Origin of the sequence: Collinsella sp. CLA-ER-H4 (genome assembly GCF_040092395.1) — a bacterium.
GTDB lineage: Bacteria > Actinomycetota > Coriobacteriia > Coriobacteriales > Coriobacteriaceae > Collinsella.
Genome location: NZ_JBBNLQ010000001.1, coordinates 249667 through 265424 on the forward strand (window position 1 = coordinate 249667; position 15758 = coordinate 265424).

Sequence of the window (15758 nt, forward strand, 5' to 3'; positions counted from 1 at the left end):
GAGTAGATAAGGCCTTTGACAGCCAAAACAGTCCGTATTTCACCGCAACTGATGGGTGGGATGGAGTTAGAGGCCCAGATAGGTAGTCATGCCTTCGACGGCGAGCTTGGCGCCGGCTACGGCGTGAACAACCGTCAGCGGGCCGTTAACCACGTCGCCGGCGGCAAAGACGCCGGGCACGGTGGTCATGCCGTTCTCGTCGACCGAAAGCAGGCCGCGATGGTCGGTCTCCAGACCACCCGTCGTAAGCACAAGCTTGTCTTTGGGCACCTGCGAAGCCGCAATAACAACTGTGTCGGCAGACGCATGGTCGAGCTCTTCCTCGTACCCCACCACGTTATTCTCCTCGTCGAAGATAGCCGTCTCGAAGACCGGACCGTTATCGTCGATGGCACAGATCGCCTTGCCGCACACAATCTCGGCACCGTCAAGCTCGGTCAGCTCCACCTCATCATCGATGGCCGAGATATGGCGCGAGCGGGCATACACGGTGACCTTGCGAGCGCCCGAGCGCAGGGCTGTGCGGGCAACATCCATGGCAACATTGCCGGCACCGATGACCGCCACGTTCTGCCCGATTGCCACGCTCGCAGGATCGACCAGGTAATCGATGCCAAACAGCACGTTGCCGCGCGACTCGCCGGGAATACCCAACTTTCGAGCTCGCCAGGTACCGGTACCAACAAAGACCGCATCGTAGCCGTCGCGCAGCAGGTCATCGATGTGCAACGCGCCGCCGATGGTGGTCGAAGGGCGCACGCGCACGCCGAGCGAGCACATCACGTGACGGTACTTTTGCACGAGCGCACGGGGCAGACGGAACTCGGGGATACCGTACTCCAGCACACCGCCGATCTCGGGGCGCTGTTCAAATACCGTGACGGCACAGCCCATCTGGGCCATCTTAATGGCCACGGTAATACCGGCAGGACCGGAACCGACCACAGCAACCTGTTTGCCGCACGACGGCGCGGGCGTCCACTCCTTACGATCCAAATACGCTGTGGAGATGTAGTGCTCGATGCTCGAGAAATGTACGGGTGTGCCCTTGCGGCCCTGAATGCAAGCACCCTCGCACTGGCCCGAATGGTTGCACACCACGGAGCAGACCGCGCTCATGGGATTGTTCTGGAACAGCAGCTCGCCCGCCTCTTCTAGACGACGCTGCTTGAACAGGTCGATGACCTGAGGAATAGGCGTCTGAACCGGGCAGCCCTTAAGCTGACAGAATGCCCTTTTGCAACCTAGGCAACGATTCGCCTCTTCGACAATGTGGATAGCCACGCAACTCCCCTTTTTGATTCAATCCAATGGGGCGACGATAAAGATCCTTCACCGCTGCCCCAGTCAGGCAAATTTAATCGACCGCCACGGCAAAAGCCGATGCTACAACTCGCAATGCGGAGCCCCGCAGCGAGCGGACATGTGCTCGAGTGTCGTTAGGCAGTCAGCCGCCGTCGACGGCACGCTGTTCTCGACCACACAGGGAATCCCAGGGCAGGCGGCAGCCGCCCAGGCCACCACGGGCTCAAAGTCATAGCGCCCCGTCTCGCCCACGCCGTGACACACCAGGCGCGAACCCGTACCGTCGCACCAACCGGCTTTGTCCTCGTTGTCGACGACCTCAAAATCCTTGGCGTGCAGCACGCGAATCTTGCTGCCGCATAAGTAGAGCATGCGCGCTGTGATTTCCTGCGCTTCGTCAACGACACTGGGGTGCAGCAGCGACACTGGGTCATAGATCACGCCGAGCGACGGGCTCGAGACGCGCTCCAGCACCTCACGGCAGCGATCTGGCGTATTAACCGTCTCGTTCCAACCGGGCTCGATCAGTATTTGCCCACCCACGGCCTCGGCCCGATCGCAGACGCGTGCAAGCCCGTCTGCAAACGTATCGAGTGCCTCATCGGTCATGCGGTCGTCCGCGACGCGGTTCTGCGCATTGGGGCGACCGGTCTCGGTGCCAACCGGGCATCCGCCGAGCATCTGGGCAAAGTTCAAGCATGCCTCGTACTCGGCAAAGTTATCCATGAGCTGTTGGCGATCGGGCATCGCCAAATTCTTATAGCAGCCGAGCACGGCGACCGAAACGCCCGCCTCGTCGAGCACCGCACGCAAATGGTCGGCAAGCTCGCGGGTCAGGCCGCCTCGATCGATCCCCATCGATGCGTAGAGCACCTTGCTCGGCAGCTGAATGCACGAAAAGCCCAGCTCTCCCGCCATGCGAATGCGTTCCTCGACGGTCCCCCGCGGAAGGTCGTGCAAACGTACGCCCGGAGTAATAGCCCCCACGTTATTCACATCCCTTATGAGCGTTGATGCCCGGGGTGTATCCGCCAAACGGGTCCTCGATGGAGCACACGCCCGAGGGGGCGAGCGGATCGCGCTTACCGGCCAGCTTGTCGTGATGCATGGTCTCGATATAGGCAAGCACCAGCGGCGCCACGCCCTTCGCATCGTTTTTGACGATAGGCTCGCTCATGTAGTAATCAAACGTGCCCTCGCGGTGCGCGGTGTTTCCCAAGCCCGCGACCAGGCAGATGTTGTCGAGCGCCAGCTGCCCGTCATACTCGGACAGACAGGTCTCGCAGATGCCGTCGAAGGCGCGACGGCCGTACTGGTAGTAACGCTCGCCCAGCACGCCTAGACGCACGCCCTTCATGATGGCATTGGCAAAAATCGCGCTACCAGACTCCTCCAGGTAGTTGGGGGCGATATTGGGCAGGTTGATGACCTGATGCCACATGCCGGTCTTCTCGTCCTGATACGGCAGCATGGCATCGATCAGGTCGTGGAACATCTTGCGAATCTCGTCCTTCTCGGCTGACATCGAAGGCGGCATGAGCTCCCAGGTATCGATGAGTGCCATGGCAAACCAGCCCTCGGCGCGCAGCCAGAAGTTAGCCGAAAGGCCGGTGACCGGGTCGCACCAGAACTGTTTGCGGCTCGCGTCGTAAGCGTGATAGTACAGACCGTTGAGGGGGTTGCGCATCAGGTCATGCACGACCTGGAACATATGGAAGCTGTCCGAGCAGGCACGACGGTTGTGGAAGCTCAGCTCGTACTGCATGTAGAACGGCTGGGCCATATACATGCCATCGAGCCAGATCTGGTTGGGATAGACGGCCTTGTGCCAAAACACGCCTTCTTTGGTGCGCGGCTGGGTCTCGAGCTGGCGGTAGATGGTGTCCATGGCGGCACGGTACTTGGGCTTGCCCACCAGGTCATAGAGCTTGTAGAGGGTCTTGCCCGCATTGACGTTATCGAGGTTGTACTCCTGCGGGTTGTAATGCTTGATGGTACCGTCGTCCTGGACAAAGAAATCGATGTAGTCATCGGCAAAGGTCAGGTAGCGCTGCTCACCCGTGATCTCGTACAGCTCGATGAGCGCCTTGATCATGCAGCCGTCGATATAGTTCCAGGTGTTCTCCTTGCCGGCGCGAATCTTTTCGATATTCCAAGCCGGCGCCTGCGGCGTAGAGGTTTCGATCAACTGCTCGATATAACGGTCCAGGATTTGATTGCAACCCATTGCTGTCCCCTCTGACATAAACGATAGGTGAACGTTACCCCTAGTGTAACGCGAACGGGGAATATAGGGTGAACGTTAACCCTATATTCCCCGCAAACGGCAGACTTTTAGCGGCAAACGGCGGTGAGACCCGCGGCGATGCGATGCGCCAGGCGCTCATAGCCGGCAGGACTGTAATGCAGACCGTCCGGCATATAGAGCTCGCGGTGCTCCGGCAAAAACGGGCTGATGCCGCTTTGCGCATACAGGTCAATCACCGGAACGGAGTAACGGTCACAGACCTCCAGCATCGCTCGCACGTAGGCGTCTTGCGTCAGACCCAAATGGTTCGCCTCATCGCTTGCCGGGATATCCTTCTCGTGCTTACCACTCGTCTTGCATGGCGTCATAAACACGAGCTTTGCCTGAGGTGAGCGCGCCGTGATGGTTCGGATCAGATAGTCGACCGCACCATAGAACTCATGCGCATCGGTGCTGCCCAACTCGCCAAGCGGCACGTTGCGGCTAAAGTCGTTAACGCCGCCAAAGACAACATAGACATCGGCCGCATTGTCGATGCCGTCCAAGCGCTCGACAAATGAATCGGTACGGTCGGCCTTGATGGCAATACGCGAACCCTTGATGCCAAAGTTCTCGACGACTGCACCTCCCAGCAACGCGCCCAAATGCGAGGTCCACGAGATGTCGTTGCCTCCCCCACCGCAGCCGTTGTCGCCCCAGGTCGTTGAGTCGCCAAAGCAGCAAATGGTCGATTCACTCAAGCTCTTCGTTTCCATAATCTTCTCCTCATCCGCCCATCGGCGGTCATACAGGAACGTACCGTTTATTCGCAGCATGCCGAGGGGCTATGCACGGGGGCGCATTCCGCAACGTGCGAATCGAGCCATTCGATATCCTCGGCAAGATATGTCACGCCCAGATGGTGTTCACCCGGACATACCTCGTGCCGCAGGCCATCTCTGCGACCCAGCAACTTGTAGGCATCGCGCACGATCTCGAGCTGCTCGTCAACATTTTTCAGCCCGCGCGCACCGTTCAGATGATCCTCTTCGCAGCTCTGCACCAACAGCGGGCGCGGCGCGATGAGCGAGGCAATATCGCCCATGTCGAGTAAGCGCCAAAGTCCGGGTGTGTAGTTGCAGCTGCAATTGCCATTGAGGTGCAGCAGTGAATCACCGACACCGTACAGATAGCCCGAGACAAACGCCTTGCGCACACGCGGGTCGAGTGCGGCCAGGTACAACGTCATGTAGCCGCCACCCGAAAAACCAAAGCAACCCAAGTCATCCATGGCAATGTCGCCGCGCGCCTCCAAGTAATCGATCAAGCGCATGTTGTCCCAGACGTTGAGGCCCGCAACCGTAAGACCCAGTGGCTCGGCCATACGTGCCTGGTTTAGGCACGTCCCTCGCAAGTAGTTGTTCTCGTCATCGCCCTGGCCCTTCCAGTCACGACGGTATCCCCAGCCGCGAGCGTCGGGGCAGACGGCCACGTAGCCCATGCGCGCTAAACGCAGACCGTAGTCGTAATTGAACTTACGCACGGCATCATCGACCGCCGGCACGCCCGCAACACCGGCTACGCTAGCAGCGCCCGCTCCCTGATGGCCATGCGGGCAGATATAGCAGCACTTGCGGCCGCACGCATCGAGCTTAGGCGACTGCGGCTCGAGAAGGTAGAACGGCATCCAAACGTCGCGCTCCACCTGCAGCATCGCATGGGTGCGCACGATGCCGCCGGCAACCCGCACACGGCTGAGTTCACGAATCTCAATCGGGGCGCGGTCCATAAGCGAAAGGCCCAAAACATCGCACAGGCGAGTCCTGGTCGCAATCTTCCATGCCTCAAAATCTGCAGGAGTCTGGCCCGCAAATGCGGCAGAGCGCCCCTCGCGCTTCAGCCGGGCACGCAGCGCAGGCTCGTCTTCGCAGTACGTCTCGATGTGCACGGTGCGACCATTGGCAGATAGCCCAGCCGTCTCAACCGCATCACCGGTGCCTCCCTCGGGATCCCAGCCATCCCCACCGGCAAGCACCTGCTCGCGAGCGTACCCGGCGGCAGCCATCACATCGAGTTCATTCGCCCACGGCACCCAGCCGGTAGTATCACCCGCCGGCCCATGCAGAATCGCGCCAGCATACTGCACGCAGTTGTGCGCCACCGGCTTATTCCAATCCCACCAGCCTTCGCGCTTGATATGTCGCCCCAGCCAGCAATCGATCAGCACAGTTTGCGCCCATTCGCGCCAAGGACGACCCAGGTAGACCGAATCCGGCGCCACGCCATCCGGAGCTGTAAACGAACAGCCGTGGAACACAAATCCGTACGGCTCGCCTTTAGGCGTGGAGGCTGCCGTTACATACCCGTTGACATCCATATCGCGATTGAGCGAGCGAATCTCGCACCCCTCAAAGTAGGCACGCGCGCCGCCAAAGATAAAGTCGACATCGCCCTCGATCCGGCAACGTCGAAAATACTGGCGCCCCACCCGGCGCGGCGCATACTGTTTGGGTCCTATAAACCCGCCCGGTTTGGCCTCATGCGGCGGCAGCGGACCCAAAAACAGTGTGTCCTGGTGCCCCTTAATGCAGCAGGCATCGACAACCAGACGGTCGCCATCGGCATACAGGGCAATCGCCTGACCGACCTCGCGCCCATCGCCCGCATCGTTTTCGATCGTGAGGTTCTCGAGCCGTACGTCGTCGGCATCGACCAAAACGGTATAGGTCCTAAACGTGCCGAGCGTGCCGTCCACGCCCGAGCCGTCCTCCGAAGGCATCTTGGCACCCAGGCTGCCCACGATACGCACGCTGTCGGCCGTCTCTCCCTCAATCGTCACATGCGAGCGATGAATCTCGACCCGCTCGCGATACTCGCCCGGATCGACGCGAATCATCACCGGTTGCTCGGCATCCGGATAGAGCTGATCGGCTGCCGCCAAGGCATCGGAAATCGTTGGATACGCTCCTGCCGCAGCCCTCGAAACGCGCAGCGTATAGATACTTTCGCTCATCGTCCATCACGCTCCCAGGAAGCGAACTGTTCAGGCCAGCCCTGAACTTGTGGCTGAATATGCTCGGCGCAGCCCTTAAATGCCGTTAGGGCCGTGGCGAGCGATGCCCCATGCTTTCCATGCGGAAAGACATGTAGGCTAAAGCCAATCCCGTGGTCGGCAAGAGCCTGCGCAAGAAGGAGGCTATTTTGAACTGGTACCGATGCATCCTCGGCGGTATGCCACAAGAACGTACGGGGGAAGCCCTCGCCCACCATATTCTCGATCGACAACTTTTGAGCCAAAGCGCCATCGGCACCCGTTAGGTGTTCAAATGAACCACGATGAGCATAGGCCCCCGAGCTTACGACCGGATAGCCCAAGCAAAGTGCGTCAGGCCGAATCGACTCAGGAGATGCCGCAATCGACTCTGCAAGCCAGGGTTGGTCCCAAAGCGCCCCGAGCAAGCCAACTAGATGCCCACCGGCCGAAAAACCCATGACCGTAATCCGATCAGGATCGACACAGTACTCTGCCGCATGGCCTCGGACGGTATCGACCGCCCGCGCGAGTTCTTGCAATGCCAGCGGATAGACAGCCGGAGCAACCGAATAGTTCAGTACAAACGCTTGGTAGCCCATCGCCAACAAACGGAGCGCTACCGGCTCGCCTTCGCGCGGCGAAACGTGATCGTAGCCGCCTCCTGGCACGACCACAACTGCAGGCAGCGGTTTTAAAGCATAAGCATCTTCGGTCGGGGCAAAAACATAAGACGTAATCGTGGCAGACGAGCCATCGACCCCGACAGGAATCGTTTTGTTGAGCATGTATTCCCTTTCACCATGATGCGTAGCGCAGCGCACACGGCCGTATCGCACAAGGGCTGCATTGCCGATTTATCCGACAATGCAGCCCTGGTCATCAACCCGAGTTAGGAACGGACAACCTTGTCGACGTTCTGGAGCTGCAGTTCCTCGCCGTCCTGGCCCTCGATCACCACATTTTGCAGATCGAGTACCTTGACGTTTTGCGCAATGATGCCCTGACACACCATGGGCTCAACGCCGCAGGCCATGGCCGGGACAAAGGGCTCGGCATCCGGCGCGAAGGTCACGTGGACATCCCGGAACGTCAGGCGCGTTACTTTACTCTCGGGCAGGCCCGTGATGTAGGCAGCGGCCGCGTGGCAGTTAGTGGCCTCGATATCGCAAAACGTCGTGGCACCAAAGCCGGGCGTGCGGTCGTCGACAGGCAGCGTCTCGCGAGACTGCACGTAATCGGTCTTGCCGTCCTTGTCGCAGAAGTAGAAGGAGTTGACCACGAAGGGCGTGAGCACCTCATCCATGCGAATGTGCTCAAAGGTAATGCCCTCGTTGACGGCATCCTTGCCGCGCCCGCGGCGGGTCTTGACGCGCAGGCCGCGGTCGGTGCGCTCAAAGAGGCACTTGCTCACGGTAAGGTCCTTGATGCCGCCGGCAGCCTCTGAACCCAGGACCACGGCGCCGTGACCATCGTGCATGTAGCAGTGAGAGATCAGCACGTCGTGCGTGGCGGGACGAAGCTCGGGCTCAATGCCCAGCTTGCCGCTCTTGATGGCGATGCAGTCGTCGCCCACCGAGAACTGACAGCCAAGGATGCGGACAAAGCCGCAGCTCTCGGGATCGAAACCGTCGGTGTTGTGGGAGTTCTTGGGGCCCTCGATGGACAGGCAGAGCGCATCGACGTGCTCGCACAGGATGGGGTGGATGTTCCACGCCGGGCTGTTGCGGACGGTGAAGCCGGCCAAGCTCACGTTTTGGCACTCGGACAGGAAAATCATGCGCGGGCGGGCGACCTCGCGGCCCTCCTCAGGACGGAAGATGTTCTTAAAGTCCTTGTTCCACCAGTTGTCCTCGGCAAAATCAGTCTGACCGTCGATTGCGCCGCGACCATAGATGCACACGTCGTGCACGCTCAGACCCGTAAAGGTAGAGCAGTATGTCGAGAAGCTCTCGCCCTCCCAGCGGCCCAGGGGCAGCATATCGGTGCCAGCATACCCAGCACCCTCGTCGCCCGTGACCGTACCGGGGATGTAGGCAAGCGCCGCACGATCGTGGCGAGCCAGCAGCACCGCTCCCTCGGCGAGCTCGATGTTGATATTGCTCTTAAGGAAGAGGGACTTGATACGATAGCTGCCGGCGGGAATCAGCACGCGCCCGTCCTTGGGACAGGCCATGATGGCAGCCTGGATGTTGGTGGTGTCATCATGCTCGGCATCGCCCTTGGCGCCACAGTCGCGAACGTTGATGGTAAAAGGCTCAGCCGGCGTGGTGACACCTACGCTCAGCTCACGCTCGCCACAAACAAAACGAACCAGGTTGCGCTTGCCGGGGGTCAGGCCGTCGAGATAGGTCTCGACCGTATTCGTGGTACCGGCAGGCTCGTCGTTGACAAAGATCTCCCACGTATCGGCACAGGTAAAGTAGCCGCCGTCGTCAAGCTCGATCACGGCCGCGCGGGCGTTGCGCCAGATAACGTTCGTCTCCATGGATTTCTCCCTCAAAAAGATGCTCTAAAGGCAAATTGTACGCTGTTGAAAAAGGGCCGTGCCTGCCGGCGGAATTCCGGTGGCACGGCCCTGTGATTTGGACGATATGTCGGCCTTACTCGGCGGGGGTTACGCTACCGTCCTGGAAGCCAACGTTGTTGTGGGCAAAGCAGTCCTCGTACTTAAAGCCGGAGAGCTCCTCGCAAAGCGCCTTGACCTCGGGCTTGACGTCGGCCATCTTGCCGCCCTCCTTGACGCGGCGGATCTCGTCGCAAAGGACGTCGCACTGCTCCTTGTCAATCTTGATGCCGCGGGCAAGGACAGCCGCGAGCAGGAAGAAGCCGGCGCAGCCGATGAGCATGTAGCCGCAGATGTACAGAGGCACGGTGGCGGGCTGGGTCACGGCGTCGCTGTTGCCGGCGGTCTGAATGAAGCCGGAGGCAGCAAGGACGATGGCCCATGCGTTAACGGCGATAGCCTGGGCGATCTGCTGGCAGAGCTGCTGAGCGGAGCTGTAGATGCCCTCGCGACGACGCAGGGTGATGAGCTCATCGACATCGGGGATGTAGTTGAGCAGAACATCGGGCAGGTACTGGAAGCCGACGTAGAAGAACTTCCAGATGGCGAAGATGATGGGGTAGGCGATCATGGCGATGGCGACCGTGGAGGTGCCATTGATCTGACCAAAGGCGAAGTAGTTGTAGGCGATGATGCACGCAGCGCAACCGACGTTGGCCAGGTACCAAGACTTGTGGAAGCCCTTCTTGGCCATGAGAGCGACCCAGATGGCGGTGCAGACGATAGCGACGACCTTGCCAGGCATCTCCATCACGGACTCGTAGGACTTAGGAATCTGCAGGCAGTAGACGATGAAGAAGGACAGGCAGGCAGACCAGCAGGCAGCAGCGAGCTTCGTGGAGACCTGTGCGTACAGGACCTTGCGGAAGGACTTGTTGCGGAAGGTGGAGATTACGTCGATGAAGAACTTCTTGATACCCTCGCCGACGCTCTCGATCTTCTCCTGAGCGACCTCCTCGGGGGTGTGCTCCCACGTGGACAGGTACACACAAAGCAGCGAGATTGCCATGACCGAAGCGTTGATCGTAGCGATGATGAAGTAGCTGAACGGGTTGGTCTCGCCGAAGGTGCCAAAGCCGAAGCCCACAAGTGCAGCCATCAGGAAGCCGGCGGCGTTACCAAAGAGATGCTTGTAGCCGGTGAGGTACGTACGCTCCTTGAAGTCGTCGGTCATCTCGATGGTAAGCGGCGACAGGTTGGCGGTGCAGAACGTATACGCGACGTTGTAGATCAGGTACAGCACAAAGTAGTACGGGAAGCCAAACGGCGTAGCCACGAAGATGAGCGGCTCGGCGATCATCATCGGGATGGCCAGCAAGATCCAGAAACGACGACGACCAAAGATGCGGCCAATCTTGGTGGCATAGAAGTTATCGGCCACAAAGCCCATCAGCGGGCAAAGAATAGCGTTGACATAGATGGCAAACGAGCTGATCAGTGCAGCCTCGCCTGCGGACAGGCCACACTCCGTGGACAGGAACAGCACCATGTAGCTGTGCGTAAAGGTCAGGGCACCGGAATTGAGCATACCGCCCATACCAAAGCCCAAGCGCGTCCAGAATGTGATCTTACGCTTTTTTCCGATCTTATTAGTCATCGAGCTCCCTCTCTTTTCTCGATTGTCTTGCAGCAAGACATTGGAGTCCACACTGACATCTGTCTGCCCAGCGTTCAGGGTGAACGTTTAGTTAGATTATGCGCGATTGCTTACGACAGGTGAACGTTCACTTGAATAATATCCTTGAACGGTCGATTTTTACCGCTGAACGGACACAATTGAGATCCTCACACCTATTTTCTGCTGGTAAAGGTGCCATGCTGGACAGCCATGAGATAGGTGAACGTTTATCAGATTTTCCAACATATTCACTTAACCACGAAACGAAAAAGCCCCGCCGGGAACACTCCCGACGGGGCCGATGACATCGCGCTATGCTTGGGCGCACTTGCCGCTACAAGCAGACGCCATCCTTCCAGATACTGATCTCGTGACAGCCACGGCGCTCGGCACTCGTGAGCTTACCGCTCGCCGTCTGTAGCACCAGCTGGTACAGATCGTGGGCAGCCTCGTCGAGCGTGCGCTCACCCGTGGCAATCACGCCAGCGTTAAAGTCCATCCAGTTGGCCTTGTGGTCGCACAGACGCTGATTGGTGAACACCTTGAGGGTAGGCGCCGGCGCGCCAAACGGTGTGCCGCGGCCGGTCGAGAACAGAATCACGTGGCAGCCGGCAGCCGTCAACGCCGTGGTGGATACCATGTCGTTGCCCGGACCGCACAGCATGTTCAGGCCGTGTTTATTTGCCTGGCCGGCATACGGCAGCACGTCGACGATGGGGGCAGATCCGCCCTTTTGCACGCAGCCGCAGCTCTTGTCCTCGAGCGTGGTAATACCGCCGTCCTTGTTGCCGGGACTCGGGTTCTCATAAACGACCTCGCCGTGGCTAATAAAGTAGTCCTTAAATCCATTGAGCATGTCGGAAGCGGCGTTAAAGACCTGCTCGTTCTCGCAACGGTCGAGCAGGATGCTCTCCGCGCCAAACATCTCGGGCACCTCGGTAAGCACCGACGTGCCGCCACGGGCGACGACCATATCGCTCACGCGACCGATCGTGGGGTTGGCGGTAATGCCTGAAAGACCGTCGGAGCCGCCACACTTAAGACCAATGACCAGCTCGGAGGCCGGAATGGGCTCGCGCTTGGACTGCTTTGCCAGGCCTGCCAGCTCGGCCAGAATCTTGTGGCCCTCGATTTGCTCGTCGGCTACATCCTGGCAGGTGAGAAAGCGAACGCGCTCGTGATCGAAGTCACCGAGCTCGTCGAGCACCTGCTGGTGTGTGCAGTTCTCGCAACCGAGCGACAGGAACAGCACGCCGGCCGCATTAGGGTGACGCGAGAGCGCCACCAGCAGACGACGCGTCTGGACATGGTCGGCGCCGGTCTGCGAGCAACCGAACGGATGCGGGAAGTAGTAGACGCCCTCCAGCGAGCCATCGACCAGATCCTGGGCCTGCTCGCACATGGCACGGGCGACTTCGTTGACACAGCCGACCGTGGGGATGATCCACAGCTCGTTGCGCGTCGCGGCACGACCGTCGGCGCGGCGGAACCCCATAAAGGTCTCGGGCTCAACCGACTCAACGACCGGATGCGTGGGGTTGTAGGTGTACTCGACCTCGCCCGAAAGGTTGGTCTTCACATTGTGCGTGTGGAGCCACTGACCGGGCTGGACATCGCCCGTCACGTGTCCGATAGGAAGGCCGTACTTAATGACGTCCTCGCCGGCGGCAATCGAGCGCACAGCCATCTTGTGGCCTTGCGGAATATCCTCCGCGGCCACGACCTCGCCCACCCCGGGAACCGCGACGGCGGTGCCCTTGGCAAGCGGCGACAGCGCGACGATCACGTTGTCGGCCGGATTGATCTGGATAGTGTTCATTGCAAATGGTCCTAACCCTACAGGTTGAGCAGAAGTCGAGACGCGGGCACGCCGTCCCGCGCCCGCGTCTGCGCCGGAAATTTACGCCTGAGCGTTGGCGAAGGCCTGCTTGGCACCCTCGGTGCGCACGACGGCGAGCGCACTGACGACAAACTCCTCAAGACCGGCGATCTGCGTAAGGTCCTCGCCCCACATCTGCTCGTTGGTGAGCACGTCGTGCACCAGCTGGGCATCGTCGGCGCCGGCATGGGCGGCGTAGAAGTCGAGCACGAAGGCGTCATCCTGAGCGGTGTACTCGGTGCCGTCGGAGCGACGCAGGTGCAGGCCGTCGCCCTCGCGGGACACGAGCTCCTGCGTGTAGAAGGAGATGAGCGTAGCGAGGCTCGTCGCCAGGCACTTGGGCAGGTTGCCGGTCTCGGCAACGTAGTCCTTGAGCGTGGGCAGGTCGCGAGCGCGCCACTTAGCCGTGGAGTTGAGGCAGATGGAGAGCAGCGCATGATCAATAAACGGGTTGTCGAAGCGGTTTTCGACGGCGGCGGCAAAGGCCTTGCAGTCCTCGACATCCAAGTCGGCGGCAAGCGTCGGAATGACCTCGTCGTAGAGCATGGTGTTCATGAAGCCGCGAATGGTCTCGTCATGCATGCAGTCGCGCACGATATCAAAGCCGGCAACCCAGGAACCCGGAACGAAGGCGGTGTGGGCACCGTTGAGGATGCGGACCTTGCGCTTTTTGTACGGGGTGACGTCGGGAGTCACGAAGACGCCGGGGAGACCGGCCTTCACAAACGGCAGGCGCTCCTTGAGCGACTCGTCGCCCTGGATACCCCACATCTGGAAGGGCTCGCGCACGGCCAGGAAGGGGTCCTCGTAGCCCAGACGCTCGGCAACCGCGGCGGCCTCCTTAGGATCGCGGATGCGGCCGGGGACGATGGTGTCGACGAGCGTGGTGCAGACGGTGCAGTCGTTGGCCATCCACTGCGCAAACTCGTCCTCCCAACCCCAGTCGCTCACGTACTGGTTCATGATGCGCAGCAGCTCCTCGCCGTTGTGATCGATGAGCTCGCAGGCGAGCACGATAACGCCCGACTTACCGGCGGCCCAGCGGGCGTGAAGGACCTGGACAAGCTTGGCAGGGAAGCTCGCGGGCGGCATGTCGTCGGCCTTGCAGGACGGGTCGTAGGCGATACCGGCCTCGGTGGTGTTGGAGACGATGATCTCCAGGTCGTCGGAGACAGCGACCTCCATCATGGCGCGATAGTCGTCCTCGCGATACGGGTTAAGGCAGCGGCTGCAGGCGCTGATTACACGAGACTCGTCAACCGTGTTGCCGTTCTCCTTGCCACGCACCAGCACGGTGTACAGGTCGTCCTGGGCATTGATACCGTCGGCGAAGCCAAAGGCGCCACTGATGGGCTGCACCATGACAACCTTGCCGTTCCATCCGGTGGCCTCGTTGCCCATGTCAAAGAAGCGATCGACGAAGGCACGCAGGAAATTACCCTCGCCAAACTGCAGAACCTTCTCGGGAGCGTCCTTGGGCAGCAGGTAGCCCTTGTAGCCGATCTTCTCGAGCGCATCGTAGCTGATGTTCTCCATCTATGTCTCTCCTTAGATAACTGTTAGCGTGCAAGCAAAACGGGGCGCCGTGTGTGGCAACGGCGCTCCCGAGTTCGATGTGATTCGATGCGGGCTTAGGCCTCGACGGTGTCCAGGTCAAAGCCAAAGTAGCGGACCGCATTGTTGTAGCTGATGTCGCGCACGATACTGCCCAGCAGCTCCATGTCGGCCGGGTACTTGCCCTGCTCGACCCACTCGCCGATCACGCTGCACAGCACGCGACGGAAGTACTCGTGGCGCGGATAGGACAGGAAAGAGCGGGAGTCGGTAAGCATGCCCACAAAGTTGCCCAGGACGCCCTCGTTAGCCAGAGCCGTGAGTTGCTCGCGCATGCCGACCTCGTTGTCGTTGAACCACCAGGCGGAGCCGTTCTGGATCTTACCGGCGGTCGGAGCCTCCTGGAAGCAGCCCATGACGGTATCGATCATGGTGTTATCGATGGGGTTCAGGCTGTACAGAATGGTCTTGGGCAGGCCGCAGGTCTCCTGAATGGAGTTGAGGAAATCGGCAAGCTGGTCGGACGGCGTGTAGTTGGAGATGCAATCGTAGCCGGTATCGGGACCGAGCTTGGCAAACATGGCGCGGTTGTTGTCGCGCTTGCAGCCAAAGTGCAGCTGCATGGCCCAGCCCAGACGGACATACTCGCCGGCAACGAACTGCATAAAGGCAGTCTTGTACTTGAGGACCTCTTCCTCGGTGAGCGGCTCGGCAGCCAGACCCTTGGCAAAGATAGCCTCGATCTCGTCGACGGTAGCCGGGACGTACATAACGTAGTCGAGTGCGTGGTCGGAGGCGCGGCAGCCCAGCTCGTGAGCAACGTCGTAGCGCTTGGAAATGGCAGCCTTCATGCCCTCGAAGTCGCTGACCTCAACGCCGGCAACCTCGGAGAGGTGCTTGCAGTAGTCGGCAAACTCCTGGCCGCGCTCGATGCGCAAAGCGGCATCGGGGCGCATGGCGGGAACGACCTGAACGTCAAAGCTGTCGTCGGCGGCAATCTTCTTGTGCCACTCAAAGCTGTCGGCGGGGTCGTCGGTAGTGCAGATCATGCGGACGTTAGACTGCTTGATCAGGTTGCGGCAGGTGAAGCTGGCCTCGGCGAGCTTGGCGTTGGCAAGGTCCCAGACCTCCTGGGCGGTCTTGCCGTTGAGGACGCCCTCGTAGCCAAAGTAGCGCTTAAGCTCCAGGTGGCTCCACTCAAAGACGGGGTTGCCGACGCAGCGACCCAGGGTCTCGGCCCACTTTTGGAACTTCTCGCGAGCAGGGGCGTCGCCAGTGATAAAACGCTCGTCGACGCCGTTGGCACGCATCAGGCGCCACTTGTAGTGGTCGCCGCCCAGCCAAACCTCGGTGATGTTCTCGAAACGCTTGTCCTCCCAAATCTCCTTAGGAGAAATGTGGCAGTGATAGTCGACGATGGGCATGCCCTCGGCAAAGTTGTGGAACAGCTCCTCGCCGGTCTTGGTGCTCAGCAGGAAATCCTGATCGTCCATAAAGTTTTTCATCAAACAGCCCCTTTGCTGGCAAGGCGGGCGCACGGCGCGCTCGTTATCCTTTAGGTGAACGTTCACTATACTA

At 60.1% G+C, this 15758-nt stretch carries 11 protein-coding genes; all 11 read right to left on the minus strand.

The features are described from left to right. Nucleotides 1-66: 66 nt before the first annotated feature. Nucleotides 67-1284: an FAD-dependent oxidoreductase gene (locus AAAX34_RS01045; RefSeq protein ID WP_349109723.1), complete on the minus strand. Its 1218-nt coding sequence runs from the start codon at nt 1282-1284 to the stop codon at nt 67-69. Between the two features lie 102 nt (nt 1285-1386). Further along, nucleotides 1387-2292, minus strand: coding sequence for a sugar phosphate isomerase/epimerase family protein (locus tag AAAX34_RS01050; RefSeq protein WP_195239593.1), 906 nt, complete (start codon nt 2290-2292; stop codon nt 1387-1389). Nucleotide 2293: 1 nt separating this feature from the next. Continuing rightward, nucleotides 2294-3532: a glycoside hydrolase family 88 protein gene (locus AAAX34_RS01055; protein WP_229026351.1), complete on the minus strand. Its 1239-nt coding sequence runs from the start codon at nt 3530-3532 to the stop codon at nt 2294-2296. Nucleotides 3533-3639: 107 nt separating this feature from the next. Beyond that, complete coding sequence (locus AAAX34_RS01060) at nt 3640-4308, minus strand: SGNH/GDSL hydrolase family protein (RefSeq protein ID WP_349109724.1); 669 nt, start codon at nt 4306-4308, stop codon at nt 3640-3642. 47 nt (nt 4309-4355) lie between these two features. After that, nucleotides 4356-6545: a pectinesterase family protein gene (locus tag AAAX34_RS01065; RefSeq protein ID WP_349109725.1), complete on the minus strand. Its 2190-nt coding sequence runs from the start codon at nt 6543-6545 to the stop codon at nt 4356-4358. After that, entirely contained in the window at nt 6542-7351 is an 810-nt protein-coding gene (locus AAAX34_RS01070) for an alpha/beta hydrolase (protein ID WP_196022533.1), read from the minus strand. The genes AAAX34_RS01065 and AAAX34_RS01070 overlap by 4 nt, the downstream gene beginning before the upstream one ends. Before the next feature lie 104 nt (nt 7352-7455). After that, on the minus strand, nt 7456-9051 hold the full coding sequence (locus tag AAAX34_RS01075; RefSeq protein WP_349109726.1) for a glycoside hydrolase family 28 protein: 1596 nt from the start codon (nt 9049-9051) through the stop codon (nt 7456-7458). Between the two features lie 115 nt (nt 9052-9166). Further along, complete coding sequence (locus AAAX34_RS01080) at nt 9167-10726, minus strand: MFS transporter (RefSeq protein WP_215693149.1); 1560 nt, start codon at nt 10724-10726, stop codon at nt 9167-9169. Between the two features lie 355 nt (nt 10727-11081). After that, on the minus strand, nt 11082-12566 hold the full coding sequence (locus AAAX34_RS01085) for an altronate dehydratase family protein (protein WP_349109727.1): 1485 nt from the start codon (nt 12564-12566) through the stop codon (nt 11082-11084). Between the two features lie 81 nt (nt 12567-12647). Continuing rightward, entirely contained in the window at nt 12648-14162 is a 1515-nt protein-coding gene (locus AAAX34_RS01090; protein ID WP_055309674.1) for a tagaturonate reductase, read from the minus strand. 95 nt (nt 14163-14257) lie between these two features. Beyond that, nucleotides 14258-15673, minus strand: coding sequence for a glucuronate isomerase (gene uxaC / locus AAAX34_RS01095; RefSeq protein ID WP_349109728.1), 1416 nt, complete (start codon nt 15671-15673; stop codon nt 14258-14260). Nucleotides 15674-15758 lie beyond the last annotated feature (85 nt).

Excerpts from the sequence above, each read along its gene's own strand:
- AAAX34_RS01055 (WP_229026351.1), bottom strand. The coding sequence starts at position 3,532 with ATGGGTTGCAATCAAATCCTGGACCGTTATATCGAGCAGTTGATCGAA.
- AAAX34_RS01060 (WP_349109724.1), bottom strand. The coding sequence starts at position 4,308 with ATGGAAACGAAGAGCTTGAGTGAATCGACCATTTGCTGCTTTGGCGAC.
- AAAX34_RS01065 (WP_349109725.1), bottom strand. The coding sequence starts at position 6,545 with ATGAGCGAAAGTATCTATACGCTGCGCGTTTCGAGGGCTGCGGCAGGA.
- AAAX34_RS01070 (WP_196022533.1), bottom strand. The coding sequence starts at position 7,351 with ATGCTCAACAAAACGATTCCTGTCGGGGTCGATGGCTCGTCTGCCACG.
- AAAX34_RS01075 (WP_349109726.1), bottom strand. The coding sequence starts at position 9,051 with ATGGAGACGAACGTTATCTGGCGCAACGCCCGCGCGGCCGTGATCGAG.
- AAAX34_RS01080 (WP_215693149.1), bottom strand. The coding sequence starts at position 10,726 with ATGACTAATAAGATCGGAAAAAAGCGTAAGATCACATTCTGGACGCGC.
- AAAX34_RS01085 (WP_349109727.1), bottom strand. The coding sequence starts at position 12,566 with ATGAACACTATCCAGATCAATCCGGCCGACAACGTGATCGTCGCGCTG.
- AAAX34_RS01090 (WP_055309674.1), bottom strand. The coding sequence starts at position 14,162 with ATGGAGAACATCAGCTACGATGCGCTCGAGAAGATCGGCTACAAGGGC.
- uxaC (WP_349109728.1), bottom strand. The coding sequence starts at position 15,673 with ATGGACGATCAGGATTTCCTGCTGAGCACCAAGACCGGCGAGGAGCTG.